The following is a 26,280-nucleotide window of genomic DNA, read 5'->3' as shown; positions in this document are numbered from 1 at the left end:
GTAATTTTAAGCTATGGAAATTTTAATTATTCTTTTTCTTATTGTTTTGAATGGCGTTTTTTCAATGTCAGAAATCGCTTTAATTTCAGCACGTAAAAATCGTTTGGAAACAGCTGCAAAAAAAGGAAATAAGAATGCTAAAGTGGCTTTAGATTTAGCCAATTCACCAAATGAGTTTTTGTCAACTGTTCAAATAGGAATTACTTTAATTGGAATTTTAACAGGGATTTATTCGGGTGAAAAAATCACGACTGATGTTCAAAATTTTATTGCAAGTTTCGAAATTTTAAAACCCTACTCTGAATCTATTGCAGTGGGAATTGTGGTTGTGGTTTTAACATTTTTCTCTTTGGTTTTAGGGGAATTACTACCTAAAAGAATTGGTTTGAATTTTCCAGAAGGGATTGCTAAAACTGTTGCAGTTCCTATGAAATTAGTTTCTAAAGTAACCATGCCGTTTATTTGGTTGTTAACGGTGTCAACTGAGTTTTTACTAAAAGTATTGCAGATTAAGCCTTCTGCTGATGGTAAGGTTACAGAAGAAGAAATCAAGGCTATTATTAAAGAAGGAACAGAAGTTGGAGAAGTTCAAGAAATTGAGCAAGATATAGTAGAACGTGTTTTCCATATAGGCGATAGAAAGGTAAATTCGTTAATGACACATCGAAAATCGATTGTTTATTTGTCTTATGAAGACTCAGTTGAAGCAATAAAAGCAAAAGTTTTAAATGAATTACATTCTGTTTATCCTGTTTGTGATGCTAATTTAGATGATGTAGAAGGAGTAGTTTCTTTGAAGGATTTGTTTGTGAATTTTGAGAAAGGAAATTTCGATTTAAAAAAAATAACACAAGATCCTGTTTATTTTATCGAACATACATCTGCATATAAAGCTTTAGAAAATTTTAAACAGTCAAAAGTACATTATGCATTTGTGACAGATGAACATGGTGTTTTTCAGGGAATAATAACGTTGAATGATATTTTAGAAGCGTTAGTGGGTGATGCAGCAGATTTTTATGAAGATGAGTTTAAATTAGTAGCAAGAGAAGATGGTTCGTGGTTAGTTGACGGACATTATTCATTGCACGATTTTTTAACTTATTTCGATATGGATGAATTAATAGGAGATTATGATGTAACTACAGTGAGTGGTTTAATCATAACAGAATTAGGAATAATTCCAAAACAAGGACAAAAGTTAATTTGGAACAAACTGGAGTTCGAAGTTATTGATATGGACGGTGTTAAAATTGATAAAGTTTTAATTACCAATTTAAAAGAAAAATAATTAAGTATTCAGTGTTCAGTATTTAGTAATCAGTTCTAAATAGTGAACATTGAGAATAACAAATTGTCATTTGAAGAGTTTTTTTAGATTTTAAGAATCACTGAACACTCAAAACTGGCAACTGAACACTCAAAACAATGACAGAGGGAAATTTTGTAGACTACGTAAAAATATATGTTTCTTCCGGAAAAGGAGGAAAAGGGTCGTCGCATTTGCACAGAGAAAAATTTATTGAAAAAGGTGGACCTGATGGTGGAGATGGAGGTCGAGGTGGACATGTATATATCAAAGGAAATAAAAATCTTTGGACTTTATTTCATTTGAAATTCTTGAAACACGTTCGTGCAGGTCACGGAGGTGATGGAGGAAGTTCAAGAAGTACAGGGCATGATGGGGAAGATAAATTTATTGAAGTACCATTAGGAACGGTTGTAAAAGATCAAGAAACGGGTGATGTTTTGTTTGAAATTACAGAACACGATGAGGTGAAAATCTTAGCAGAAGGTGGAAAAGGAGGTTTAGGAAACTGGCATTTTAGAAGTGCTACAAATCAAACGCCTCGTTATGCACAACCAGGTATGCCAGTAAAAGAAGTTGACGTTACTTTAGAATTAAAAGTGTTAGCTGATGTAGGTTTAGTAGGGTTCCCAAATGCAGGAAAATCAACCTTACTTTCTGTATTAACTTCGGCCAAGCCAAAAATTGCAGATTATCCGTTTACGACTTTAAAGCCTAATTTAGGAATTGTTGCTTATAGAGATTTTCAATCGTTTGTAATGGCAGATATTCCAGGTATTATTGAAGGTGCTGCTGAAGGGAAAGGATTGGGACATTACTTCTTGCGTCATATTGAGCGAAATTCAACGTTGTTGTTTTTAGTTCCTGCTGATGCGGATGATATTAAGAAAGAATACGAAATTCTGTTAGATGAATTACGTCGTTATAATCCAGAAATGTTAGACAAAGATCGTTTGGTTGTTATTTCAAAATGTGATATGTTAGACGATGAATTGAAAGCAGAATTGAAAAATCAATTGGATAAGGAATTAAAAGGAATACCTTATATGTTCATTTCATCAGTTGCGCAGCAAGGTTTACAAGAATTGAAAGACAAATTGTGGCAAATGCTGAATGTAGAAGCAAAATAAGTTGTAAAAAAAGTAAGAAAAAGCATCTTCATTTAGGAGATGCTTTTTTGTTTTTAATACAGTTTATTTAATAAAAAGTTAAAATTACTTCAATCTAATCTTATTTTGAAATGATAATTTTATCGAAATCGTATTTTTAAGTATATTCGCAACACAAATCAAAAGAACACAGATTTATTATGAAAAAATTATTATTATTTGTCGTTTCTGCCATTATGCTTGTACCAACTTCGGTAAAAGCAGACGAAGGAATGTGGTTTTTAATGTTCATCGAGCGTTTAAATCACCGCGACATGCAAAAAATGGGCTTGCAATTAACAGCCGAAGAAATTTACAGTATCAACAACCACAGTTTAAAAGATGCTATTGTGCAATTTAATGGCGGGTGTACTGCAGAATTAATTTCTAAAGACGGATTAGTATTAACCAATCACCACTGTGGATATGATGCCATTGCAGAATTGTCTTCAGCAGAAAAAAACTACTTAAAAAACGGGTATTGGGCAAAAAACAGATCAGAAGAACTTAAACCTTCAAGTTTATATGTTCGTTTCTTTGTACGTATGGACGATTGTACTAAAAGAATCTTATCTGTTGTTAATCCAAGTATGAGCGAAGCGGATAGAGAAAAAGCTATCAATGCTGAAATCGCTAAAATTGAAAAAGAAAACAACGATGGTGGGAAATATACGGTTTCTGTTCGTCCGTTTTTCCAAGGAAATGAATACTACTATTTCGTTTATCAAGACTACAAAGACGTTCGTTTAGTAGGAACTCCACCAGAAAGTTTAGGAAAATTTGGTGGTGATACTGACAACTGGGAGTGGCCACGTCATACAGCAGATTTCTCTATGTTTAGAGTGTATGCTGATGCAAACGGTAATCCAGCTGACTATTCTCCAAACAATGTTCCATTACAACCAAAACACTATTTACCTTTAAACATTGGAGGAGTTAAAGAAAATGACTTCGCTATGATTTTAGGTTATCCAGGTAGAACTAACCGTTGGATGCCAGCAGGTGGGATTGAGCAAAACGTAAAATTTGCTTATCCAGCTTGGGTTGAAGGTTCAAAAACAGGTATGGACAATATGAAAAAATATATGGTTCAATCTGATGCTTTAAACTTGGTTTATGCTTCAAAATTTGCTGGAGTTGCTAACTACTGGAAAAACCGTCAAGGGATGATTGATGCATTGACTAAATTTGGAACAGCAAAAACAAAAGCGGCTCAAGAAGCAAAATTCCACAAATGGGCTAATAAACCAGCTAACAAAGCAAAATATGGAAATGTAGTTCCTACAATTAATAAATATTATGCAATGACGAATGAAAAATCACGTCATGATAATTATTTAATGCAATTATTTAGAACTTCTGCTTTTGGAACTGTTAGTAGAGGTTTAGGAAGACAATTAGAAAATTATGCTAAAGCAGATGCAGCTAAAAGAGCACAAATGGCACCTGCAATCTTAGAAATGGTGGATGAAATGTATAAAGAAATGCATATTCCAGCAGAGAAAGATATTTTAGCGGCACAATTAAATTTATATTCTAGTAAAGCAGGTTATACTTTGGCTCCAATGGTTGAAAAACTAGCTAAAGAAAACAATGGCGATTTTACTAAATATGTAAATGCAGCATTTGATTTAAGTATCTTTACATCTAAAGATAGAATTAAAGCATTTTTAGATTTACCATCTGAAGAATTACTTAAAAACGATCCATTATTTGCATTGACTACAGATTTATTCGCTCATTATTTTTATAAAAGCGATGAGTTAAATCAAGCTCAAAATGATTTTAGTGCAGCATTTCGTTTATTAGTAGAAGGATTAAGAGAATCTAAAATTGGAGAAATCAAATATCCTGATGCTAACTCAACTTTACGTTTAACTTATGGAAAAGTACGTTCTTTACCAGCAGACAAACGTAATGATGCTAAAATTAATAACTACACTACATTAGCAGGTCAAGTTAAAAAATACAAAAAAGGTGATTTAGAGTTTGATTTGCCAGAAAGAGTATTACAAATGAACGCAGCTAAAGATTTCGGTCGTTACGCAGATAAAGATGGTTCATTACATGTAAACTTCTTAACTGATAATGATATTACAGGAGGAAATTCAGGTTCACCAGTATTAAATGGAAAAGGTGAATTAATCGGTTTAGCATTCGACGGTAACATCGAAGCTATGGCAGGTGACGTAATCTTTGACAAAAAATTACAAAGAACAATCAACGTAGATATTCGTTACGTATTGTGGGTAATTGAGAATTTCTCAGGTGCTAAACACATTGTAGACGAAATGACTATTGTGAAGTAATTTTCAAATAAAATAATTAAAAACGACTTGAGTAATCAAGTCGTTTTTTTATGCGGAATATCCAAAATCATTTCACTATTTTTGAAAAATGAAATTTATCCAAATCTTTTTGCTATTGCTTTCATTGTCAGTCTTTTCTCAATCAACGTTTGAATTGGCTGAGAAATTGTATGGACAAAAAAAATTTAATGAAGCCGAAAAATTATTTTCTGAATATTTAAAATCACAACCTAATCACGCTAAAACGATTGAATATCTTGGTGATATTGCCGGACACCAAAAAGATTGGGATGAGGCGATTGCCAATTATAAAAAACTAAAAGTTAGTTATCCTAAAAATGCTAATTATTGGTATAAATATGGTGGAGCATTAGGAATGAAAGCTAAAGAATCTAATAAATTCAAAGCTTTAGGAATGATTGATGAAGTAGAAGAATCGTTTTTAACTGCAGCAAAATTAGATTCAAAACATATCGAAACACGTTGGGCTTTAGTAATGTTGTACATTGAATTACCAGCAATTATTGGCGGAAGCGAAAAAAAAGCACAAAAATACGCGAATGAATTAATGGTGCTTTCAAAAGTGGATGGTTATTTAGCAAAAGGATATATTGATGTATATTTCAGTCGTTATTCAAAAGCCGAAATTAACTACAAAAAAGCACACGAAATTGGTAATTCAAAAATCACTTTCGAAAAATTATATGACTTATATTTGAATAAGTTAAAAGACAAAACAAAAGCTAATAAGTTAAAAGAACAATTTGAAAAATAAAAGTTTGAGGTTTATTGTTTGTAGTTCATAGTTGACCATAAACAATAAACCATAAACCACAATTATAAACAATGAGAACACATTTCATAGCCATCGGTGGAGCAGCCATGCACAATTTAGCATTAGCCTTACACAATAAAGGATATCACGTAACAGGTAGTGATGACGCTATTTTCGAACCTTCAAAATCGCGTTTGGAGAAAAAAGGATTGTTGCCAGCTCAAGAAGGTTGGTTTCCTGAAAAAATCACAACTGATATCGAAGCGATTATTTTGGGAATGCACGCTAAAGCGGATAATCCAGAATTATTGAAAGCACAAGAATTAGGTTTAAAAATTTATTCGTATCCCGAATTTTTATACGAACAATCAAAAAATAAAACCCGAGTGGTGATTGGTGGTTCACACGGAAAAACGACAATTACTTCGATGATTTTACACGTAATGCATTATCACAATATCGAGGTGGATTATATGGTGGGAGCTCAATTAGAAGGTTTTGATACGATGGTGCATTTAACCGAAGACAACGATTTTATCGTATTAGAAGGCGATGAATATTTGACTTCTCCAATTGATTTGCGACCAAAATTCCATTTGTACCAACCCAATATTGCATTGTTATCTGGAATTGCTTGGGATCATATCAACGTGTTTCCAACGTTTGATAATTATGTAGAACAATTTAGAATTTTTGCTAACCAAATCACGCGTGGCGGAATTTTAGTTTATAACGAAGAAGACGAAGCAGTAAAAGCAGTAGCCGAAGGAACCGAAAATCCAATCCGAAAAATTGCGTATCAAACACCAAGTTACACCGTTGAAAACGGAACAACTTTGTTAGATACACCAGAAGGACCAATGCCAATCGAAGTTTTCGGCGCACACAATTTAAGTAATTTAGCCGGCGCCAAATGGATTTGCCAATGTATGGGCGTGGATGAAGCCGAATTTTACGAAGCCATCGCTAGTTTCAAAGGCGCTTCCAAACGATTAGAAAAAATCGCCGAAAGCAAGAATAAAGTTGCTTATAAAGATTTTGCGCATTCACCAAGTAAAGTTTCAGCTACTACAAAAGCGGTAAAAGCACAATATCCTGATAGAAAATTAGTTGCTTGTTTAGAATTGCATACTTATAGTAGTTTAAATGCCGAGTTCCTAAAAGAATACCAAGGCGCTTTAGATGCAGCTGATGTTGCGGTTGTTTTCTACTCACCCGATGCAGTAAAAATCAAACGTTTGGAGGAAGTTACTTATGACCAAATCGCACAATCGTTCCAAAGAGAAGATTTGATTATTTATACCAATCCATCCGAATTCAAAGACTTTTTATTCAACCAAAATTTAGAAAATTCCGCTTTATTATTAATGAGTTCTGGAAATTACGGAGGATTGAATTTTGATGAGGTTAAAGAACTAATAAAATAATAATGAAATACTTCCTTCTATTTTTTCTTTTTATTCAATTGAGTTTTGCTCAATCAGATTATTTTAATGGTAACTATACTATTTGCCCAATTCCTGATGATAAAGAATCTCAGGATAATTATAAATTAGGTTTAGATTGTATCAAAGTCAATCGTTATATTGGAGGTGCAAATCAATTGTTTTTAGATTTAATAAAAAAGGATAGTACTTTTTGCGATGCATATTTTTTTGCAGGTTATACTTATCGTATTTCAAACATGGATAAAGCTGCATTAACTTATTATTATATAGCTGATAGTTTGAGTAATAATAAGTCAATAATTTATAAACAAAATTTAGCTTTTATAGCTTCTAAAATGGGGGCGTTTAAACTTGCTAGAAAAAAATACAATGAAATGAAAGAGTTCTTTCCTGAAAATCCTGAAGGATTTTATGGGATAGCTTCAACCTCCATATTTATTGGCGATACAGAAGTAGGTTTGGAAAATTTAGATAAAGCAATAACTAAGTATTTACAAAGAGGAATTCCAATTGGTGATGAAATTTATTTAGTACAAGGAATACTTTTAACAAGAAATGAAAAGTATATAGAAAGTATAGAAGCCTTTGAAAAATTAAGCGGAAAAATCACGAAAAATGATGATTATAGGGCGAATTATGCTTTGAGCTTAATGAAAAAAGGGAAAGCAAATAATGATGAAAAATTAATTAAAAAAGCAATAAAAATATTTGAAAAAATTGAAGATAAATCTAATCTTTCTGAAATATTTTTGTCTGAATTTAGATAAATAATTTAAAACAAAGAACTTTATTTCTCATATCTAAAATGTCCCACAATTTTCCAACTCAACAAACAATCTTCTAAAACTTGTCCACTTCCTACGTTGTGTACAATCATAGGATTACCATTTTCTGATTTTATATGTGTTACAATGCCAATATGTGGTAATTTATCCCCAATCATCCAAGTAACTAAATCACCTGCTTTGTAATCGTTTGGATTTTGAGTAATCGGTAAAGTTGTTCCTTTTCGAGCAAAGAAAACTTCTAAATTCGGAACTCTTCTGTGATCGATGTTTTTATCGGTAGTTTTCAACCCCCATTTCTTTAAATTCGGATACAAAGAAAAGTTTGCCTTCATGTCTTCATGTACTTCCTTTTGCAAATCAATTCCTAATTTTCTATAGGCACGAATCACCACATCTGTACAAACACCCGTTTTTGCAGGAACATCACCATTTGGATATTTTATCCCAACATAATCCGGTGTGTAAACCACTTCTGGGTCAATTATCGAAATCGCTGCATTGGATAGTTTTTGATAGAAATCAGTTGGGTTTTCTATAATTTGGGTTGTCGGTTTTGATTCAATCTGTTGCGCTATTTCCGTTTTAAAGGTTTCTTTTTTACAATTCAGAAATAAAAAAGACAATAAAATAATTCCAATAAATTTCATGTGCTAATTTTTTATAAAAACGTATTTTCAACTGAATTTAGTATCAATCCTTCTAAAATTGAAAAATATCCTCCGACTTCCAACTTCCAACTTCCTTCACCCATCATCTATCATCCATCATCCATCTTCCATCACCCATCAATAATTTTGCCATTTCGTTTTTTTCAATTATTTTTGTTCTTATAAACGCCAAAATAAAATTTTATGTACACGCCAATCAATCAATGGGCCGAAGACGATCGCCCACGTGAAAAATTTCTTCTTAAAGGTAAATCTACCTTATCTGATTCCGAATTACTTGCTATATTAATTGGTTCTGGTTCTCGAAATGAGAGTGCGGTACAATTGTGCCAACGTATTTTAGCTTCCTCCGAAAATAATCTGATTACTTTAGGGAAGATGTCGGTTTCTCAACTTATGCAATTCAAAGGAATTGGTGAAGCCAAAGCTATTTCCATAGCTGCTGCACTAGAATTAGGAAGAAGACGAAGAGCTGAAGAGGCTGTCGAACTCAAAAAAATTACTTCTAGCAAAGCGGTTTTCGATATCATGCAGCCCATTATTGGTGAGTTGCCTCACGAAGAATTTTGGGTATTATATCTCAATAACTCCAATAAAGTCATCTACAAAACCCAACTCTCGAAAGGCGGCATCACCGGAACAGTTGTAGATATTCGTTTAATTTTCAAAATGGCATTCGAACAAAATGCAACGGGTTTAATCCTTTCCCACAATCACCCTTCAGGAAAATTAATCGCCAGTGAAGCCGATTTAAAAATAACCAAACGAATCAAAGAAGCAGGACAAACCTTAGAAATTCAGGTTTTAGATCATCTTATTATTACTGAAAACGGCTATTTGAGTTTTCAAGATGAAGGAATTTTTTGATTTTTTTAAACAAATAATTGCATATGTCTTGATTTTTAACGCAAAGAGCGCGAAGGTTTTTCGCAAAGAATGCAAAAGTATATGCTTGAAAATTATAAGAATCTTAAAAAAAAGATTAAGTAAAAAGTTTAAAGAAGGATTGTCCCCTTGAGGTTCCTATAGTTATCGGAATTAGGAGTGTTGTATGATTTTTATTTTAAACACATTTATTACTATTTTCCGTTGCGAACTTTGCGAAAAAACTTTGCGCTCTTTGCGTTTAAACCAACAATTATAGAAATTTTAAGAATTCTTAATTTTTTATCTAATCGATAAGCCGTATTTTTATCAAAAATTAAAATATTATGAAAAACATAAAACTTTTAGTTGCTACACTTTTAGTGACTTTGACAGCATCGGCTCAATTTACACAAAAAGCGTTGCCTTATGCCTATAATGCATTGGAGCCATTTGTAGATGCACAAACTATGGAAATTCATTACAGCAAGCATCATGCGGCTTATGTTAAAAATTTAAATACTGCTTTAGCAGGAACAGCTGATGAAAAATTAAGCTTAAACGAAATTTTTGCAAAGATTTCTACAATGCCTGCAGCGGTTCGTAATAACGGTGGCGGACATTATAATCATGAGCTATTTTGGTCGGTTTTAACACCTGAGAAAAACACTAAAATGTCGGCTGATTTAGAAAAAGCTATTAATGAAACTTTCGGAAGTTTGGATGTTTTGAAAGAGAAATTAAATACGGCTGGAGCAAGTCGTTTTGGCTCTGGTTGGGCTTGGTTAGTAGTTACTAAAGAAGGAAAATTAGTTGTAATTTCAACTCCAAATCAAGACAATCCATTAATGGATATTGCAGAAGTAAAAGGAACTCCAATCTTTGGAATTGACGTTTGGGAACATGCATATTACTTAAAATATCAAAACAAAAGAGGTGATTATTTATCTGCTTTATGGAATATAGTAAACTGGACAGAAGTTAGCAAAAGATACAAAGCAGCAATGCCAAAACCAGATACTTTTGCTTCTTGGCCAGAGATCAAAGCTTTTCATAAAGTAATGTCGCAAACTTTCCATCCAAGTGAAGAAGGAAACTTACAACCAATCAAAGAAAGAAGTGCTGAAATGGCTGAAAAAGCAAATGCTTTAAAAATGGCTAAAATTCCAGCGCAATTCAATAAAAAAGAAATTGTGGCTGCAGTAAATAAATTGGCTAAAGACAGTAAAGCATTAGATAAATTAGTAAAAGCTAAAGCTTCTGATGAAAAAATTACTAAAGCTTTAAACGGTTTACACGATACTTTTCATACGATTGTAGGATTGTGTACTCATGATGAAGAATAATATTTGAGATTAAAATATAAATACCTTGTGATAAATCATAATCACAAGGTTTTTTTATTAGAAATTATTTAAGAAATTTTTCTATCCAATTTCTTATCTTGCAACACTAAAATTAATGTTCGATGAACTATGATTAGCACCAAAAACATCACTTTTTCCTACTCAAAAGACCAACTCTTCCACATGCCTGATTTGTATTGTGAAGCAGGAAGTACTTTGTTGATTACAGGTGATTCTGGAAAAGGGAAAACTACGTATTTGCATATTTTAGCAGGATTGTTAAAACCAAAAACAGGCGAAATCGAAATCGATAAAACCGATATTGTATCACTTTCAGAAAAAGCAACCGATAAATTTCGTGGGAAGCACATCGGTGTGGTTTTTCAAAAATCGCATTTTATTGGCGCTTTGACAGTTTTGGAAAATTTGGAAATGGCAAGTTGGTTGGCAACAGGTAAAAAGCATAGCAAACGAGCGAAAAAACTTTTAGAACAATTAGGTATTGAAAACCAAGCGTCTAAATTGCCATCGCAATTAAGTATTGGTCAACAACAACGTGTTTCGATAGCACGTGCGTTAATGAACGAACCAAAAGTGTTATTGGCAGACGAACCCACATCAAGTTTAGATGATAAAAATGCGGAGAAAGTAATCGAATTGTTGACTTCTTTGTCAAAAGAATACAAAGCTGCTTTGCTAATCGTTACGCACGATAACCGAATTAAAGAAAGATTTATCAATAAAATTACCTTGATATGATAGCAAAATTAGCATGGAAAAATATATGGTTCAAACCATTAAATACCATCTTGAGTGTTGTTTTGCTAACCTCAAGTGTCGCGATTATTACGACTTTAGTTTTGGTCGAAAAACAATTTGAAGAAAAATTTTCAAGTAACATTGATGGAGTTGATTTAGTAATGGGAGCACAAGGAAGTCCATTACAATTGATATTATCTTCGGTTTACCAAGTGGATGCTCCAACGGGAAATATTAGTTACGATTCGGCAAAAGTTTGGATGCAACATCCATTTGTTCAAAAAGCAATTCCATTAGCATTTGGCGACAATTACCGTGGATATAAAATCTTAGGAACAACACCCGATTATTTAGAAAAATATGGAGCCGAAATTTCGGAAGGTCAACTATTTGAAAAGAATTTTGAAGTCGTAATTGGAAATGATATCGCACAAAAATTGAGTTTAAAAATTGGAGATGAGTTCTTCGGTTCACACGGTGATGCGGCAGAAGGAGAAGTTCATGACCATTATGCCTATAAAATTGTCGGAATTGCAAAACCAACCGGGAAAGTGGTCGATAATTTGATTTTATGTACGATTCCAAGTGTATGGCAAATGCACGGAAGCCATGGTGAAGAAGAAAATCCAGCGCATGGAGAAGAAGGTCACGTTCATGTAGAAGGTGAAGTACATCACGAGGAAGCAGACATGACTTTAGATGAACCTGGAATGGAAATCACAGCGGTTTTATTAAAATTTCGTAACAAAATGGGAATTGTAACTTGGCCAAGAATCATCGCACAAAACACCAAAATGCAAGTTGCTTCACCTGCAATCGAGGTAAATCGTTTGTTTTCTTTATTCGGAATTGGAATTTCAGCTTTACAATATTTGGCATACGGAATCATGTTGATTTCAGGAATTTCGATTTTCATCGCACTTTACAATACTTTAAAAGAACGCGAAAATGAGTTTGCTTTAATGCGTGTCAACGGAGCCAAAAGATTACAGCTTTTAAAAGTCGTGATGATTGAAAGTTTACTTTTATGTATGGTTGGATTTATTTTTGGTACGATTTTAGGTAGAGTAGGACTAAGTATGTTGTCCAACTCAGCCGAAGAAGATTTCAAAATGAGTTTTAATCCATACGAATTTATTTGGGAGAAAGAAGGAACTTTATTTTTACTAACTATATTTGTGGGCTTTATTGCAGCGTTAATTCCAGCTATAAAAGCATACAATTTAAATATTTCAAAAACATTAGCCAATGCGTAATTATATTAAATTAAGTTTAGCTTTAATCGTTTTTATTTCGATGATGAGCTTTTCCGATAGTACAACTTCGGGTGTAAAAGTTGCTAATAAAACATCAGTAGCTGCTGATACATTAACTTGGAAATTGTTAGGCGACATCAAATACATTCGTAAAAAACATGCTACTTATGGTGAAGTAGAATTCCCACAAGTAAACATGAAATTGAAGATGATGCAAAAGAAACCGGTTATTATGAGCGGGTTTATTGTACCAATTGACAACAAAAATTATGCGTTGAGTAAAAATGTATTCGCTGCTTGTTTCTTTTGTGGAAAATCAGGTCCAGAAACAATTGCAGGTATCAAATTCAAAGGTGGTGCTTTTCCAAAGTTAAAAACCGATACGTACGTAACCTTAAAAGGAACTTTTAGATATAATGAAACCGATGTGGAAGATTGGATTTACCATATCGAAGACGCCGTAATTATCTCTCAAAGTAAATAATTTTGAAGCCCATTCGTTTGGGCTTTTTTTAATCATTCAAACATATAACATTGCATTCATTCCAACATAAAAAACATCTCTTTTTCGATTTAGATCATACACTTTGGGATTTTGATAAAAATTCTGCTTTTGCTTTTGATGCTATATTCAAACAACAAGGATTTGAAATTGAATTATCAGATTTTCTAAATATTTATATTCCAAGAAACCAACATTATTGGAAATTGTATCAAGTGAATCAAATCTCACACGAGGACTTACGTTATTATCGTTTAAAAGATGTTTTTGATGCGTTACATTTTGAAGTTTCAGACGAAATGATTCATCATTTATCCGAAGAATACATCAAATATTTACCTGAGTTTAATCATTTGTTTGATGGTGCAATTGAGTTATTAGATTATCTAAAGCCTAAATATCAATTGCATATAATAACGAATGGCTTTGCGTCGGTTCAAACCAAGAAAATGAAAAATTCCAAAATTGATCATTATTTTGAAACCATTACCAATTCAGAAATGGCAGGATTTAAAAAACCGCATCGCAACATATTTGATTTTGCCTTATCTTTGGCTAAAGCTTCACAAGAAGAAAGTTTGATGATTGGAGATAGTTTCGAAGCGGATATCATTGGAGCACAAGAAGCAGGAATAGATGCAGTTTTTTTTAATGAACAAAATATAAAAGTTGAAAGACCTGTTTTTCAAGTAACACATTTATTAGAATTAAAAAATATATTATAAAGATGAAAAAAATAGTTTTGTTATTGGTTTTATTTATGAGTTTGTTTTCATTAGGTCAAGAAAGTTATAAATATGTAATTGTACCTAAAAAATTTCATTTTTTTAAGGAAGAAAACAAATACAATTTGAATGCTATTACAAAATCGTTTTTTGAAAGTGAAGGTTTCACTGTAGTTTATGATACTGAAGAATTTCCTTCTGATTTAGCTGCTAACAGATGTTCTGGACTATTTTTAAATGTTATAGAAAAGAGCAATATGTTGTATACAAAAATTCTATTTGAATTAAAAGATTGTCAAAACAAAACTATAGTAACCAGTAAACAAGGAGAATCTAGAGATAAAGAATACGAAAAGGCTTATAAAGAATCTTTTAGAGCTGCATTAATAAGTATGAGAGGCCTTTTGGATTTTAAACCAAAAGAAATCGAAGTGATTGAATCTGTGGAAGTGCCTGTTGTAGTAGTTATTTCGGAAGATAAACCTAAAGCTAATCCAACAGCAGTTACTGAAAGTCAACTTTTTGCTATTCCAATAGCAAATGGATTTAAATTGGTAGATGCTGAACCAAAAACTATAATGATTGTAAAAGCTTCTTCTTTAGAAAACGTCTTTATTGCTCAAAAAGGAACTTTATCTGGAGTTTTATTAAAGAAAAATAACAGTTGGTTTTTCGAATACTATGAAAGTGAAAAATTAGTTTCGGAGCAAGTAGAGGTTAAGTTTTAGTAAAAAGTAAAAAGTAATTTTGCACTAATCACTAATCACTAATCACTAATCACTAATCAATAGCCATACTTGTCTTTCCATCGATTCTTTAAAAACTGACGTAATTCTTTTTCGCGTGCATTTTCTCCTGGTTCAAAGAATTTTGTTTCTGAAATTTCAGTTGGTAAAAATTCTTGTTCCGCAAAGTTATTTGGGAAATCATGTGAGTATTTATACTCTTCGCCATAACCTAATTCTTTCATTAATTTGGTAGGTGCATTACGTAAATGAATAGGAACTGGTAAATCGCCTGTTTGTTTTACAATTTGTTGTGCTTTTCCAATTGCCATATAACTTGCATTACTTTTGGCAGAGGTTGCTAAATAAATCGCACATTGACTCAAAATAATTCTACTTTCAGGATAGCCAATTGTAGTTACCGCTTGAAACGTATTATTCGCCATAATCAAAGCTGTTGGATTGGCATTTCCAATATCTTCACTAGCTAAAATCAGCATTCTTCTCGCAATGAATTTTACATCTTCGCCACCTTCAATCATTCGAGCTAACCAATACACCGCACCATTTGGGTCGCTTCCTCGAATTGATTTGATGAAAGCAGAAACTATATCGTAATGTTGCTCGCCAGTTTTGTCATACAACACCGTATTTTTTTGCACCAATTGCATTACTTTATCATTGGTAATTTCAATTGTATCACCGTCAGTTGCATTAACTACCAATTCGAAAATATTCAATAACTTTCTTCCATCGCCACCTGAAAGACGCATTAATGCTTCAGTTTCTTTTAAATGGATTTCTTTTTTTAGAAGTTCCACATCGGTTTTCATAGCGCGATGTAGTAAGCCTTCCAAATCGTCTTTGGTAAACGCATTTAAAACATAAACCTGACATCTTGACAATAAAGCGGGGATAACCTCAAAACTTGGATTTTCTGTAGTAGCACCAATCAAAGTAACCCAACCTTTTTCCACCGCTGACAATAAAGAATCTTGTTGGGATTTTGAAAAACGATGAATCTCATCAATAAACAAAATCGGATTTTTGGCTGTAAATAAACCACTACTTTGTTTCGCTTTTTCAATTACTTCACGAATGTCTTTCACACCAGAATGTATCGCACTCAGTTGGTAAAACGGACGTTTGCTTTCTTGTGCCATGATTTGCGCCAAGGTGGTTTTTCCGGTTCCTGGTGGTCCCCATAAAATCAAACTCGGTATTAATCCCTTGGCAATTTGTTGTGTTAACGACCCTTCAGGTCCAACTAAATGCAATTGGCTGATGTAATCCGATAATTGTTGTGGGCGAATGCGTTCGGCTAATGGTTGATTCATGACGTAAAATTACAAAAATATGCGATTCTTTTTTAGATTTTTACCACATAGAAACATAGGTTTAGAAATTATTGATTAAAGGCATTTCATTAATTTAAGATTATATAGATTTTGCTTTTTGAACTATGTCAAGTGTAACGCCTTTTTAAGCCAAAGTCAAACTTATGTGTCTATGTGTTTTAATAAGTCTGCCATAATTTCATAATTATCTTTTTGGCTTTATCTTTGAGTTCGATTCAATATGGAAAAACAACACGATAATCCTTTTCAGTTCACAAAAGCAGTCATTTTATTGCCGTTATTTTTGGTGTTGACTTTATGGTTGGTTTTTTGGTACGAATTGCAATTTCAGCATAATTTGTCGCATTTTGGAATTTATCCAAGAGAAGTGTATGGATTAAAAGGCATTCTATTTAGTCCATTTTTACATGGCGATATTGAGCATTTGGCAAATAATTCCGTTGCTTTATTAGTGTTGTTGCCAATATTGAGATATTTCTACAAAGAGCAATCGTTCGTGGTTTTGTTTTTAGGAATTCTCTTTTCAGGATTAGGAACTTGGTTATTGGGAAGACCAAGTTATCATATTGGCGCTAGTGGATTAATATATGCTTTGGTGAGTTTTATTTTTTTCAAAGGTATTTTTACCAAATATTACCGATTGGTAGCTTTATCTTTCACCATCGTAATTTTATACGGTGGAAGCGTTTGGTATATGTTTCCCAATGTAAAAGAAGGTATTTCTTGGGAAGGTCATTTGGCAGGATTTATTGTAGGATTGGCTTTAGCTTTAGTTCTAAAAACACCTCAATTTTCTAAACCTATTTTCTACGAATGGGAAAAACCCGATTTCAATCCCGAACTCGATCCTTTTATGAAAAACTTCGACGAAAAAGGAAATTTTAATCCGCCTCCAAAACCTGAAGAAGTGGTAAAAGAGTATTTTACTTCTTCAATGAAAGTGGTTTATGAGTTTTTGGGAAAGAAAAATTAATTTTTTAAAAACTATTTTTTGGTTTAATTCTGAAAATTAAATAGCTTATTGTTATTAAAATAATAACAATTAAAAGAGAAAAAACATCGTCGAAATATTTGTTTTTCATAGGTGGTTGGCTTACGTTTTCTAAGTTATCTACAATAATTTTAAGCGAAGTCCAAATTGTATAAAATAATGAAAAACTAAATGTAAGAAACCAAGTGAATTTTTTAATATAAAAGATTGGTATAAATAAAATTAGTGTTGGGAATATTATAAAGTATTGAATATCTATTTTTAGAAAAGGACAGTCATTTTTGTATTGAACAAAATTTAATCCAAAGAAAATCCACAATAAAAATATTGAAAAGTAGATTAACCTTTGATTGAATGGTTGCTCAATTAATTTTTTCATTTTAATTCTTTCATTGAATATTTATTTCTGAATTCCAAACTAAATACCGACTACATTCTCTGTCTCAGCGCCTCATACAAAAAAGCACCACAAGCCACTGAAACATTCAACGATTCTATAGTCCCAAACATTGGTAATTTTGCTTTTTCATCTACAATTTTTAATACTGAAGGATTCACACCTCTGTCTTCGCTACCCATAATAATGGCAACGCCTTCATTGAAGTTGATGTCGTAAATGTGTTGTTCTGTTTTTTCAGTTGCCGCAACGGTTTTAATTCCGCTTCCTTGCAAATAAAAAATAGCATCTTTAATATGGTCTACTTTGCAAATTGGCACATTAAAAACCGCACCAGCAGAAGTTTTAACCGTATCACCATTCACAGGAGCTGAACCTTGTTTTTGGATAATGATTCCATCAACACCTGTACATTCTGCAGTTCTGATGATAGCGCCAAAGTTACGCGCATCGGATAGTTGATCTAAAATTAAGAATAAAGGCTTCTTACCACTTTCGATAACACTTTCCACCATAGTTTCTAATGCAACAAAAGAAATAGGAGCAATGGTTGCTACGGCACCTTGGTGGTTATTTGGAGTTAATCGGTTTAGTTTTTCAACAGGAACGTAGGAGAAATTGATGTTGTTTCTTTTCATCGTTTTCATCAAATCCTGCATCAAGTCGCCTTGTGCTTCTTTTTGAATGAAAACTTTATCAATTTCTTTTTTAGCGTTAATTGCTTCAATTATCGCCCTAATCCCGAATATTTGGTTGTCTTTTTCCATGGGGCAAAGATAGGATTTTAGTTTGATTTATTACGGATTTTGATTTTCAATAGTTTGGTTTTCTCACGGATTAAAATGTTAGTTGGATTTTTAAAATATTGCAATGGTAAGTAATCTGTGAAAATCATTAAATCCGTGGCTTAATCTTAAAAATTCGTCTTAAAACTAACATGTACAATTGAATTTGAGAGTTTTATGGTTTGTTCACTTGTGCTTCCGTTGGCATAAACCAAATTAAATAATCCATTTTTGGTAAATAATCCAAACCCAAATCCTAATCCTAATAATCGGTCTTGTGAATCAGATGTTTTGTCTTGGAAATAACCAAAGTCTGTAATTGAATGCAAATACAAATTAGAAGCTAGTAAATAACGATATTCTGCAATTATTCCAGTGTAAGCATTCGCTTGTAAGCTGTTTTCGTTAAAACCTCTAATCGAATTGATGCCGCCAAATCGGAATAATTCATTAATTACATAATCATCACTTTGTAAATAAAAAGTTTGATTTCGAACAAAAATGCTGTTTTTAGGATTTAGATAAAAATAATAGTTGACATCTAACTGAGTAAAAAATTGATTCTTTTTTTGAGAGGAAATGGTTCTATTTCCGGTTCCAAATTTCACAAAAACTTTTGCTTTTTCAGGAAAGATAAAACTGTTTGGATTTATTTCAAGATGTTCAAAACTTGAGGTTAAAAACGTATTAGTAAAATCATTCATGCTTAATGAATTTGTGTTTTGAATATCAACAGAAGTGGTTTTTTGGTAACCAATAAAAGCTTTTGTGTTATACGCAAAATAGTAACCTAAATTCAAATCGGTAACAGTGTTTTGAAAAGTGGAATCTTGTTTAAAAATTCTAAGGTTTGCTTTTATTCCAAAAGGACTTTTAAAAATATACGGCAGTTCAGTTCCTATATTAAATGAAGTTTGTCTATTGCCATCGTTTTTCCAATACAAATTAAATTTTTCTCCGGTATTAAATATATTTTGCAATTGTAAATCTAAATAGCCATTAAAAGTTAATTTGCTTTTATCGTCATTTGAAAACCCAATGAAACCATCAAATTTATTAGGTTTCGATTTTTCTACATAAACGAAAATCTTCGTAGAATCGGTAGTGAATAAAATTTCAGGATATTTGAGTTGATTCACAAATTGAAGTTTGTCAAAAGTTTCATTAATCTGTTTTAAATTTTCCTGATTAAAAGGTGCTTTTTTTGCTTTTCTTGTTATAGCTTTTTTTATTCCAATTGGAAATTTATCGTAACCCATTACTACTAAACTCGTAATGTTTCGTTTCGAGTTTAATTCCAATAGTAAATCGCAAATTAACTTATTTTCGAACTTACGATGATTAGTTAGTCTGATATTAGCTAATGAGTAACCTTTTTTTTCCAGCAATGCTATTTTGCTTTGCATGAAATTTTCTACTTCATTTGTAGCTACAATAAGAGTGTCTTTTTCAAGTTGTAAAAGTGAATTTTCTTCTACTGAAAGTTTACCTATATATATATAGGTATGTTTTATCCTATTTCCTAAGTGGTATTTAAATAGAAAACTGCTATCATTTACTTTTTTTTGTTCCAAAAGAAACCAATCAAAAAAACCTTGATGGGTTAGTTTTTCTTCAAACTTCTTTTGTTCTTCTAATATTGAAGCAACACTTGTGTGTTTTGATTGGTATTGTAAACTATCAATTGTTTTATGTTCTTTTTCTGATGTCCCAGCTATTTTTAAATAGAAATTTTGTCCCAATGTCAATTGGAAACAAAAAAAAGTTATAAAAATATAAATGAATTTCATTGTTGTAAAGAAACGAAAAAAAGCAAAATAAATTTTATTAAAAGTTTAATTCCTTTAGTTGTTGTTGTAAAATGATGCAGGAGCAAGAGGCTTGGGAATTTTTGTTAACCGTATTCCCGCTGTCCTCACTACATGGTAGTTTGCTCCCATCGGGGCTAGTAAGTGATTGTCTTTCTTTTTTGTTTCTGAATATGAAATAAAACCTTGTAAAATCAAACTGTATTGAAAATTAATAAATTATGATTTGGAATGTAAAAAATAATTCCTACATTTGCAACCCCGTAAAAAGCGGGAATTTTAAACATTAAAAATTTTTAGTATTTAATTATGCCAACAATTCAACAATTAGTAAGAACAGGGAGAACCCAAATAACTAAGAAGAGTAAATCGGCTGCTTTAGATTCTTGTCCTCAAAGAAGAGGTGTGTGTACTCGTGTTTACACAACAACTCCTAAAAAACCAAACTCAGCAATGAGAAAGGTGGCTAGGGTTCGTTTAACAAACGGAAACGAGGTAAATGCATACATTCCTGGAGAAGGTCACAATTTACAAGAGCACTCGATAGTATTAGTTAGAGGTGGAAGAGTAAAAGATTTACCAGGAGTACGTTACCACATCGTGCGTGGAGCATTAGATACTGCGGGTGTTGCAGGTAGAACACAACGTAGATCTAAGTATGGAGCAAAACGTCCAAAACCAGGACAAGCACCTGCTGCAGCTGGAAAGAAAAAGTAATTTAAATTCTTTTAAACAAAAGACATGAGAAAAAGACAGGCCAAAAAAAGACCTCTTTTACCAGATCCAAAATTTAATGATCAGTTAGTTACGCGTTTTGTAAATAACTTAATGTGGGATGGTAAAAAATCAACTGCTTTTAAAGTGTTCTATGATGCAATTGAAATCGTGGAAACTAAAAAGCAAGATGCAGAAAAATCTGCATTAGAAATTTGGAAAGATGCATTAACAAATGTAATGCCACACGTAGAGGTTCGTTCTCGTCGTGTAGGTGGAGCTACATTTCAAATTCCAATGCCAATTCGTCCAGATAGAAAAATTTCTTACGCTATCAAATGGATGATATTGTATGCAAGAAAAAGAAATGAAAAATCGATGGCTGCTAAGTTAGCATCTGAAATTTTAGCTGCTGCTAAAGAAGAAGGTGCTGCTGTTAAGAAAAGAATGGATACTCACAAAATGGCAGAAGCTAATAAAGCTTTCTCTCACTTTAGATTTTAATTCATAAAGAAATGGCTAGAGATTTAAAATATACAAGAAACATAGGAATTGCGGCTCACATTGATGCTGGTAAAACAACAACAACTGAGCGTATCTTATTTTACACAGGAAAATCACATAAAATTGGTGAAGTACACGATGGTGCTGCAACAATGGACTGGATGGCACAAGAGCAAGAAAGAGGTATTACTATTACTTCTGCTGCTACAACTTGTGAATGGAATTTCCCAACAAACCAAGGTAAAATTTTACCTGAATCTAAACCGTATCACTTTAACATTATCGATACTCCTGGTCACGTTGACTTTACAGTAGAGGTAAATCGTTCGTTACGTGTATTAGATGGTTTAGTATTCTTATTTAGTGCGGTTGATGGTGTTGAGCCTCAGTCAGAAACTAACTGGAGATTAGCAGATCAATATAGAGTTCCTCGTATGGGATTCGTAAATAAAATGGACCGTCAAGGTTCTAACTTCTTGGCAGTTTGTCAACAAGTTAAAGATATGTTGAAATCAAATGCAGTTGCTATTACTTTACCAATTGGTGAAGAAGCTGATTTCAAAGGTGTAGTAGATTTAGTAAAAAATCAAGCTATTGTATGGCATGATGAAACTCAAGGAGCTACATTTGATATCGTTGATATTCCAGCTGATATGGTGGCAGAAGTAAAAGAGTATCGTTCAATTTTAATTGAAGAGATTGCTACCTACGACGAAAACTTATTAGAGAAGTATATGGAAGATGAAAACTCAATTACTGAGGAAGAAATCAACAATGCTTTACGTGCTGCAACAATTGATATGGCAATCATCCCAATGATTTGTGGTTCTTCTTTCAAAAACAAAGGAGTTCAATTCATGTTAGATGCAGTTTGTAAATATTTACCATCTCCATTAGACAAAGAAGGAATCGAAGGTATTCACCCTGATGAAAAAGATAAGTTAGAGGAAGATCAAGTTAAAATCATGCGTCGTCCTGATACAAAAGAGCCTTTTGCTGCTTTAGCATTTAAAATCGCTACTGACCCTTATGTTGGTCGTTTAGCTTTCTTCCGTGCTTATTCAGGTCGTTTAGATGCAGGTTCTTATATCTTAAATACTCGTTCTGGAAACAAAGAGCGTATTTCTCGTATTTACCAAATGCACGCTAACAAACAAAATCCAATCGAATATATTGAAGCTGGAGATATTGGAGCTGCTGTAGGATTTAAAGATATCAAGACTGGAGATACAATGTGTGATGAAAAACACCCAATTATTCTTGAGTCTATGAAATTCCCTGATCCGGTAATTGGTATCGCGATCGAGCCTAAAACAAAAGCTGACGTTGATAAAATGGGTATGGCTTTGGCAAAATTAGCTGAAGAAGATCCAACATTTACGGTTAGAACTGATGAGGCTTCTGGTCAAACTATCATTTCTGGTATGGGTGAGCTTCACTTAGATATCTTAATTGATCGTATGAAACGTGAGTTCAAAGTGGAAGTTAACCAAGGTGAACCTCAAGTAGAATACAAAGAAGCTTTCACAAAAGCTGCTCAACATAGAGAAGTTTATAAAAAACAATCTGGAGGTCGTGGTAAATTCGGGGATATCGTATTCCGTCTTGAGCCTGCTGACGAAGTTGATGGTAAACCATTTGTTGGATTACAATTTATCAATGAAGTTAAAGGTGGTAACGTACCAAAAGAATATATTCCTGCTGTAGAAAAAGGATTCAGAGAAGCTATGAAGCAAGGTCCTTTAGCTGGTTACGCAGTAGACAGTTTAAAAGTTACTTTATTAGATGGTTCATTCCACCCTGTGGATTCTGATGCTTTATCATTCGAATTAGCAGCTAAAATGGGTTATAAAGAAGTAGCTAAAGCCGCAGGAGCTGTAGTTCTTGAGCCAATCATGAAAATCGAAGTTATTACTCCAGAAGAAAACATGGGGGATATCGTAGGTGACTTAAACCGTCGTAGAGGTCAAGTTAATGATATGGGTGATAGAAATGGTGCTAAGACTATCAAAGCTAATGTTCCTTTATCAGAAATGTTTGGTTATGTAACTACATTAAGAACATTGTCTTCTGGTAGAGCTACATCTACAATGGAGTTCTCTCACTATGAAGAAACACCTTCTAACATTTCAGAAGCTGTAATCAAAAAAGCAAAAGGTAACGCTTAATTTTTAAAGAGATGAGTCAAAAAATCAGAATAAAATTAAAATCATACGATCATATGTTGGTTGATAAATCAGCAGAAAAAATCGTAAAGACTGTAAAAAGTACAGGTGCTGTGGTAACGGGTCCTATTCCATTACCTACTCACAAAAAGATTTTTACTGTATTACGTTCTCCACACGTTAACAAAAAATCAAGAGAGCAATTCGAGTTAAGTTCTTATAAGAGATTGTTAGATATCTACAGTTCTTCTTCTAAAACTATCGATGCTTTAATGAAATTAGAGTTACCTTCAGGAGTTGAAGTAGAAATCAAAGTGTGATAAACACCATTGCAAAAAGCAATGATATTTTATAAAAAAACCGTTAATGTGAATGCATTACGGTTTTTTTTCTTATCAGTTTTAGTAAGTAAAATACTTGTTTTAAAAGGAAATTTTACTTAACTATTTATTTTTGCGATAATTAAAAAATAATTTATATATTTGCACCCTCAAAATGAGTAGTGTGTAAATACTATTTGTATTATAAATAAGAGTTTAATTAATAATTAGTTTAATATGTCTGGGTTAATCGGAAGAAAAATTGGCATGACTAGTATCTTTGATGAGAACGGGAAAAATATTCCTTGTACTGTAATCGAGTGTGGTCCATGTGTTGTTACCCAAGTCAGAACCAAAGAAGTAGATGGCTATGAAGCTATCCAATTAGGTTTCGATGACAAAACTGAAAAGCATTCAATTAAAGCTGAGTTAGGTCACTTTAAGAAAGCTGGAACAGTTGCGAAAAAGAAAGTAGTTGAATTCAAAGGTTTTGAAACGGAGTACAAATTAGGCGATGTAATCGCTGTTGACTTATTCGCTGAAGGTGAATTTGTTGATGTTGTTGGAGTTTCTAAAGGAAAAGGATTCCAAGGAGTTGTTAAACGTCATGGTTTTGGTGGAGTTGGTCAGTCAACTCACGGTCAACACAACCGTTTAAGAGCGCCGGGTTCTGTTGGAGCTTCATCTTATCCGTCAAGAGTATTCAAAGGAATGCGTATGGCAGGTAGAATGGGAGGAGAAAATGTTACAGTACAAAACCTTAGAGTTTTAAAAGTAGTTGCTGAAAAGAACTTGCTTTTAGTTAAAGGAGCGATTCCTGGACACAAAAACTCTTATGTAATCGTTCAGAAGTAATGGAAGTAAAAGTTTTAGATATCAACGGAAAAGAAACTGGTAGAAAAGTTCAACTTTCTGATTCAGTTTTCGCAATTGAGCCAAACAAACATGCAGTTTACTTAGATGTAAAACAATATTTGGCTAATCAAAGACAAGGTACTCACAAAGCTAAAGAAAGAGCTGAGGTTGCAGGAAGTACTCGTAAAATCAAAAAACAAAAAGGAACTGGTACTGCACGTGCAGGATCTGCTAAGAGTCCGGTTTTTAAAGGAGGAGGTACTATTTTTGGACCAAGACCTAGAAGTTACTCTTTCAAATTGAACAAAAACTTAAAAAGATTAGCTCGTAAATCAGCTTTATCTTTAAAAGTAAATGAGTCTAATTTGGTAGTAGTAGAAGATTTTACATTTGATACACCAAGCACTAAAAATTTCATTAATGTATTGAAAGCTTTAGGGTTAGAAAATAAAAAATCATTATTTGTGTTGGGCGATACAAATAAAAATGTATATTTGTCGTCACGCAATTTAAAAGCGTCTAGCGTTGTAACTACTTCAGAATTAAGCACTTATGCAATTTTAAATGCAAAAAGTTTAGTTCTTTTAGAAGGTGCAGTAGACGGAATTGAAGCTAATTTAAGTAAATAATAAGATTATGAGTATCATAATTAAGCCTATTATAACTGAAAAAATAACTAAAGATGGTGAAATTTTTAACCGTTTTGGTTTTGTAGTTGCAAAAAATGCAAATAAAATTCAAATCAAAAATGCTATTGAAGCAGCTTATGGTGTGAATGTTGTTGCTGTTAATACAATGAATTACAGAGCTGATAGAAGTGTTAAATATACCAAAAGTGGTTTAATCAGTGGAAAAACAAATGCTTATAAAAAAGCAGTTGTTCAAGTACAAGAGGGAGAAACAATAGATTTTTATACTAATATCTAATAGAAAATGTCAGTTAGAAAATTAAAACCTATTACCCCGGGTCAGCGTTTTAGAGTTGTAAATAGCTTTGACACTATTACAACTGATAAGCCGGAGCGTTCATTAATCGCACCGAAAAAAAACTCAGGAGGTAGAAATAGTCAAGGAAAGATGACCATGCGTTACATGGGCGGTGGTCACAAACAAAAGTATCGTATTATCGATTTTAAAAGAACTAAAGCTGGAATTCCAGCTACAGTAAAAACTATCGAGTATGATCCAAATCGTTCAGCTTTTATTTCATTATTAGTGTATGCTGATGGAGCTAAAACTTATGTTATTGCTCAAAATGGAATGCAAGTTGGGCAAACTGTAGTTTCAGGTGTTGATGCATCTCCAGAAATTGGAAATGCTATGCCTTTAAGTAAAATTCCTCTAGGAACTGTTATTTCGTGTATCGAATTAAGACCAGGTCAAGGAGCTGTTATTGCTCGTTCAGCAGGAACTTTCGCTCAGTTAATGGCAAGAGATGGAAAATATGCTACAATTAAAATGCCTTCTGGAGAAACAAGATTAATCTTGTTAACTTGTATGGCAACAATCGGAGCAGTTTCTAACTCAGACCACCAATTAATCGTATCAGGTAAAGCTGGTAGATCAAGATGGTTAGGTAGAAGACCAAGAACAAGACCAGTAGCAATGAACCCAGTTGATCACCCAATGGGAGGTGGTGAAGGACGTTCTTCAGGAGGTCACCCACGTTCAAGAAAAGGTTTACCTGCTAAAGGTTATAGAACTCGTTCTAAAGTTAACCCGAGTAATAAGTATATTGTAGAACGTAGAAAGAAATAATTA

At 32.9% G+C, this 26,280-nt stretch carries 25 protein-coding genes and 1 pseudogene; 22 read left to right on the top strand and 4 right to left on the bottom strand.

The window, feature by feature from the left end:
- The first annotated feature begins 64 nt into the window (after nucleotides 1-64).
- The 6 genes from LOS86_RS11725 to LOS86_RS11700 all read left to right on the top strand — a co-directional run bounded on the left by LOS86_RS11725 (nucleotide 65) and on the right by LOS86_RS11700 (nucleotide 7,756).
- A complete protein-coding gene (locus LOS86_RS11725; RefSeq protein ID WP_231843939.1) occupies nucleotides 65-1,291 on the top strand; it encodes a hemolysin family protein in 1,227 nt (408 codons plus the stop codon).
- 137 nt (nucleotides 1,292-1,428) lie between these two features.
- Nucleotides 1,429-2,439, top strand: coding sequence for a GTPase ObgE (obgE, locus tag LOS86_RS11720; RefSeq protein ID WP_231842271.1), 1,011 nt, complete (start codon nucleotides 1,429-1,431; stop codon nucleotides 2,437-2,439).
- A gap of 179 nt (nucleotides 2,440-2,618) precedes the next feature.
- Nucleotides 2,619-4,766 carry a S46 family peptidase gene (locus tag LOS86_RS11715; protein WP_231842270.1) on the top strand — a complete coding sequence of 716 codons (2,148 nt, stop codon included), beginning with the start codon at nucleotides 2,619-2,621 and terminating at the stop codon, nucleotides 4,764-4,766.
- Nucleotides 4,767-4,854: 88 nt separating this feature from the next.
- Nucleotides 4,855-5,541 carry a tetratricopeptide repeat protein gene (locus tag LOS86_RS11710; protein WP_231842269.1) on the top strand — a complete coding sequence of 229 codons (687 nt, stop codon included), beginning with the start codon at nucleotides 4,855-4,857 and terminating at the stop codon, nucleotides 5,539-5,541.
- Between the two features lie 71 nt (nucleotides 5,542-5,612).
- Complete coding sequence (locus LOS86_RS11705) at nucleotides 5,613-6,968, top strand: UDP-N-acetylmuramate--L-alanine ligase (protein ID WP_231842268.1); 1,356 nt, start codon at nucleotides 5,613-5,615, stop codon at nucleotides 6,966-6,968.
- 2 nt (nucleotides 6,969-6,970) lie between these two features.
- Nucleotides 6,971-7,756 (top strand): tetratricopeptide repeat protein, encoded by a 786-nt coding sequence (locus LOS86_RS11700; RefSeq protein WP_231842267.1) that lies wholly within the window; start codon nucleotides 6,971-6,973, stop codon nucleotides 7,754-7,756.
- 20 nt (nucleotides 7,757-7,776) lie between these two features.
- On the opposite strand, the gene LOS86_RS11695 is transcribed toward LOS86_RS11700, so the two are convergent.
- Complete coding sequence (locus tag LOS86_RS11695) at nucleotides 7,777-8,424, bottom strand: DUF1287 domain-containing protein (protein WP_231842266.1); 648 nt, start codon at nucleotides 8,422-8,424, stop codon at nucleotides 7,777-7,779.
- A 204-nt stretch (nucleotides 8,425-8,628) separates the two neighbouring features.
- Here LOS86_RS11695 and radC point away from each other — a divergent pair, with 204 nt between their 5' ends.
- From radC to LOS86_RS11660, 7 genes and pseudogenes are all read left to right on the top strand, one after another.
- Nucleotides 8,629-9,312 (top strand): RadC family protein, encoded by a 684-nt coding sequence (gene radC, locus LOS86_RS11690; RefSeq protein ID WP_231842265.1) that lies wholly within the window; start codon nucleotides 8,629-8,631, stop codon nucleotides 9,310-9,312.
- A gap of 344 nt (nucleotides 9,313-9,656) precedes the next feature.
- A pseudogene (locus LOS86_RS11685) lies at nucleotides 9,657-10,316 on the top strand (superoxide dismutase); the annotation flags it as partial.
- Between the two features lie 468 nt (nucleotides 10,317-10,784).
- Entirely contained in the window at nucleotides 10,785-11,414 is a 630-nt protein-coding gene (locus LOS86_RS11680; protein WP_231842264.1) for an ABC transporter ATP-binding protein, read from the top strand.
- Nucleotides 11,411-12,670, top strand: a complete 1,260-nt coding sequence (locus tag LOS86_RS11675) for an ABC transporter permease (RefSeq protein ID WP_231842263.1) — start codon at nucleotides 11,411-11,413, stop codon at nucleotides 12,668-12,670. The genes LOS86_RS11680 and LOS86_RS11675 overlap by 4 nt, the downstream gene beginning before the upstream one ends.
- Nucleotides 12,663-13,154: a hypothetical protein gene (locus tag LOS86_RS11670; protein ID WP_231842262.1), complete on the top strand. Its 492-nt coding sequence runs from the start codon at nucleotides 12,663-12,665 to the stop codon at nucleotides 13,152-13,154. Before LOS86_RS11675 ends, LOS86_RS11670 begins: the two co-directional genes overlap by 8 nt.
- A gap of 50 nt (nucleotides 13,155-13,204) precedes the next feature.
- A complete protein-coding gene (locus LOS86_RS11665; protein ID WP_231842261.1) occupies nucleotides 13,205-13,897 on the top strand; it encodes a YjjG family noncanonical pyrimidine nucleotidase in 693 nt (230 codons plus the stop codon).
- Between the two features lie 2 nt (nucleotides 13,898-13,899).
- Nucleotides 13,900-14,625, top strand: a complete 726-nt coding sequence (locus LOS86_RS11660) for a hypothetical protein (protein ID WP_231842260.1) — start codon at nucleotides 13,900-13,902, stop codon at nucleotides 14,623-14,625.
- Between the two features lie 56 nt (nucleotides 14,626-14,681).
- Here LOS86_RS11660 and LOS86_RS11655 read toward each other — a convergent pair whose 3' ends face one another.
- The gene (locus tag LOS86_RS11655; RefSeq protein WP_231842259.1) at nucleotides 14,682-15,959 is read right to left on the bottom strand and encodes a replication-associated recombination protein A; all 1,278 of its coding nucleotides are present in this window, start codon (nucleotides 15,957-15,959) and stop codon (nucleotides 14,682-14,684) included.
- A 241-nt stretch (nucleotides 15,960-16,200) separates the two neighbouring features.
- Between LOS86_RS11655 and LOS86_RS11650 the strand changes: the two genes are divergently transcribed.
- Nucleotides 16,201-16,953 carry a rhomboid family intramembrane serine protease gene (locus tag LOS86_RS11650; RefSeq protein ID WP_231842258.1) on the top strand — a complete coding sequence of 251 codons (753 nt, stop codon included), beginning with the start codon at nucleotides 16,201-16,203 and terminating at the stop codon, nucleotides 16,951-16,953.
- Between the two features lie 447 nt (nucleotides 16,954-17,400).
- Here LOS86_RS11650 and rlmB read toward each other — a convergent pair whose 3' ends face one another.
- Together rlmB and LOS86_RS11640 are read right to left on the bottom strand one after the other, a co-directional pair.
- Nucleotides 17,401-18,135, bottom strand: a complete 735-nt coding sequence (gene rlmB, locus LOS86_RS11645) for a 23S rRNA (guanosine(2251)-2'-O)-methyltransferase RlmB (RefSeq protein ID WP_231842257.1) — start codon at nucleotides 18,133-18,135, stop codon at nucleotides 17,401-17,403.
- Nucleotides 18,136-18,281: 146 nt separating this feature from the next.
- On the bottom strand, nucleotides 18,282-19,943 hold the full coding sequence (locus tag LOS86_RS11640; protein WP_231842256.1) for a BamA/TamA family outer membrane protein: 1,662 nt from the start codon (nucleotides 19,941-19,943) through the stop codon (nucleotides 18,282-18,284).
- Between the two features lie 327 nt (nucleotides 19,944-20,270).
- On the opposite strand from LOS86_RS11640, the gene rpsL reads away from it, so the two are divergent.
- The 8 genes from rpsL (at nucleotide 20,271) to rplB (ending at nucleotide 26,277) form a co-directional block, all read left to right on the top strand.
- The gene (rpsL, locus tag LOS86_RS11635; RefSeq protein ID WP_231836113.1) at nucleotides 20,271-20,678 is read left to right on the top strand and encodes a 30S ribosomal protein S12; all 408 of its coding nucleotides are present in this window, start codon (nucleotides 20,271-20,273) and stop codon (nucleotides 20,676-20,678) included.
- Between the two features lie 24 nt (nucleotides 20,679-20,702).
- A complete protein-coding gene (gene rpsG / locus LOS86_RS11630) occupies nucleotides 20,703-21,179 on the top strand; it encodes a 30S ribosomal protein S7 (RefSeq protein ID WP_231842255.1) in 477 nt (158 codons plus the stop codon).
- An 11-nt stretch (nucleotides 21,180-21,190) separates the two neighbouring features.
- The gene (fusA, locus tag LOS86_RS11625; RefSeq protein WP_231842254.1) at nucleotides 21,191-23,347 is read left to right on the top strand and encodes an elongation factor G; all 2,157 of its coding nucleotides are present in this window, start codon (nucleotides 21,191-21,193) and stop codon (nucleotides 23,345-23,347) included.
- Between the two features lie 11 nt (nucleotides 23,348-23,358).
- Nucleotides 23,359-23,664: a 30S ribosomal protein S10 gene (gene rpsJ, locus LOS86_RS11620; protein ID WP_008254495.1), complete on the top strand. Its 306-nt coding sequence runs from the start codon at nucleotides 23,359-23,361 to the stop codon at nucleotides 23,662-23,664.
- Nucleotides 23,665-23,901: 237 nt separating this feature from the next.
- Nucleotides 23,902-24,519, top strand: coding sequence for a 50S ribosomal protein L3 (gene rplC / locus LOS86_RS11615; RefSeq protein ID WP_231842253.1), 618 nt, complete (start codon nucleotides 23,902-23,904; stop codon nucleotides 24,517-24,519).
- A complete protein-coding gene (gene rplD, locus LOS86_RS11610; protein ID WP_194095210.1) occupies nucleotides 24,519-25,148 on the top strand; it encodes a 50S ribosomal protein L4 in 630 nt (209 codons plus the stop codon). The genes rplC and rplD overlap by 1 nt, the downstream gene beginning before the upstream one ends.
- A gap of 7 nt (nucleotides 25,149-25,155) precedes the next feature.
- On the top strand, nucleotides 25,156-25,446 hold the full coding sequence (rplW, locus tag LOS86_RS11605) for a 50S ribosomal protein L23 (RefSeq protein ID WP_231842252.1): 291 nt from the start codon (nucleotides 25,156-25,158) through the stop codon (nucleotides 25,444-25,446).
- A gap of 6 nt (nucleotides 25,447-25,452) precedes the next feature.
- Nucleotides 25,453-26,277 (top strand): 50S ribosomal protein L2, encoded by an 825-nt coding sequence (gene rplB / locus LOS86_RS11600; protein WP_231842251.1) that lies wholly within the window; start codon nucleotides 25,453-25,455, stop codon nucleotides 26,275-26,277.
- Nucleotides 26,278-26,280 lie beyond the last annotated feature (3 nt).

The organism is Flavobacterium cyclinae, from assembly GCF_021172145.1.
GTDB lineage: Bacteria > Bacteroidota > Bacteroidia > Flavobacteriales > Flavobacteriaceae > Flavobacterium > Flavobacterium cyclinae.
The sequence above is the reverse complement of the archived record's forward strand: the minus strand, read 5'-3'. Positions and strand labels throughout refer to the sequence as shown.

Coding starts and splice junctions, on each gene's coding strand:
- LOS86_RS11725 (WP_231843939.1), top strand. CDS start 65: ATGTCAGAAATCGCTTTAATTTCAGCACGTAAAAATCGTTTGGAAACA.
- obgE (WP_231842271.1), top strand. CDS start 1,429: ATGACAGAGGGAAATTTTGTAGACTACGTAAAAATATATGTTTCTTCC.
- LOS86_RS11715 (WP_231842270.1), top strand. CDS start 2,619: ATGAAAAAATTATTATTATTTGTCGTTTCTGCCATTATGCTTGTACCA.
- LOS86_RS11710 (WP_231842269.1), top strand. CDS start 4,855: ATGAAATTTATCCAAATCTTTTTGCTATTGCTTTCATTGTCAGTCTTT.
- LOS86_RS11705 (WP_231842268.1), top strand. CDS start 5,613: ATGAGAACACATTTCATAGCCATCGGTGGAGCAGCCATGCACAATTTA.
- LOS86_RS11700 (WP_231842267.1), top strand. CDS start 6,971: ATGAAATACTTCCTTCTATTTTTTCTTTTTATTCAATTGAGTTTTGCT.
- LOS86_RS11695 (WP_231842266.1), bottom strand. CDS start 8,424: ATGAAATTTATTGGAATTATTTTATTGTCTTTTTTATTTCTGAATTGT.
- radC (WP_231842265.1), top strand. CDS start 8,629: ATGTACACGCCAATCAATCAATGGGCCGAAGACGATCGCCCACGTGAA.
- LOS86_RS11680 (WP_231842264.1), top strand. CDS start 10,785: ATGATTAGCACCAAAAACATCACTTTTTCCTACTCAAAAGACCAACTC.
- LOS86_RS11675 (WP_231842263.1), top strand. CDS start 11,411: ATGATAGCAAAATTAGCATGGAAAAATATATGGTTCAAACCATTAAAT.
- LOS86_RS11670 (WP_231842262.1), top strand. CDS start 12,663: ATGCGTAATTATATTAAATTAAGTTTAGCTTTAATCGTTTTTATTTCG.
- LOS86_RS11660 (WP_231842260.1), top strand. CDS start 13,900: ATGAAAAAAATAGTTTTGTTATTGGTTTTATTTATGAGTTTGTTTTCA.
- LOS86_RS11655 (WP_231842259.1), bottom strand. CDS start 15,959: ATGAATCAACCATTAGCCGAACGCATTCGCCCACAACAATTATCGGAT.
- LOS86_RS11650 (WP_231842258.1), top strand. CDS start 16,201: ATGGAAAAACAACACGATAATCCTTTTCAGTTCACAAAAGCAGTCATT.
- rlmB (WP_231842257.1), bottom strand. CDS start 18,135: ATGGAAAAAGACAACCAAATATTCGGGATTAGGGCGATAATTGAAGCA.
- LOS86_RS11640 (WP_231842256.1), bottom strand. CDS start 19,943: ATGAAATTCATTTATATTTTTATAACTTTTTTTTGTTTCCAATTGACA.
- rpsL (WP_231836113.1), top strand. CDS start 20,271: ATGCCAACAATTCAACAATTAGTAAGAACAGGGAGAACCCAAATAACT.
- rpsG (WP_231842255.1), top strand. CDS start 20,703: ATGAGAAAAAGACAGGCCAAAAAAAGACCTCTTTTACCAGATCCAAAA.
- fusA (WP_231842254.1), top strand. CDS start 21,191: ATGGCTAGAGATTTAAAATATACAAGAAACATAGGAATTGCGGCTCAC.
- rpsJ (WP_008254495.1), top strand. CDS start 23,359: ATGAGTCAAAAAATCAGAATAAAATTAAAATCATACGATCATATGTTG.
- rplC (WP_231842253.1), top strand. CDS start 23,902: ATGTCTGGGTTAATCGGAAGAAAAATTGGCATGACTAGTATCTTTGAT.
- rplD (WP_194095210.1), top strand. CDS start 24,519: ATGGAAGTAAAAGTTTTAGATATCAACGGAAAAGAAACTGGTAGAAAA.
- rplW (WP_231842252.1), top strand. CDS start 25,156: ATGAGTATCATAATTAAGCCTATTATAACTGAAAAAATAACTAAAGAT.
- rplB (WP_231842251.1), top strand. CDS start 25,453: ATGTCAGTTAGAAAATTAAAACCTATTACCCCGGGTCAGCGTTTTAGA.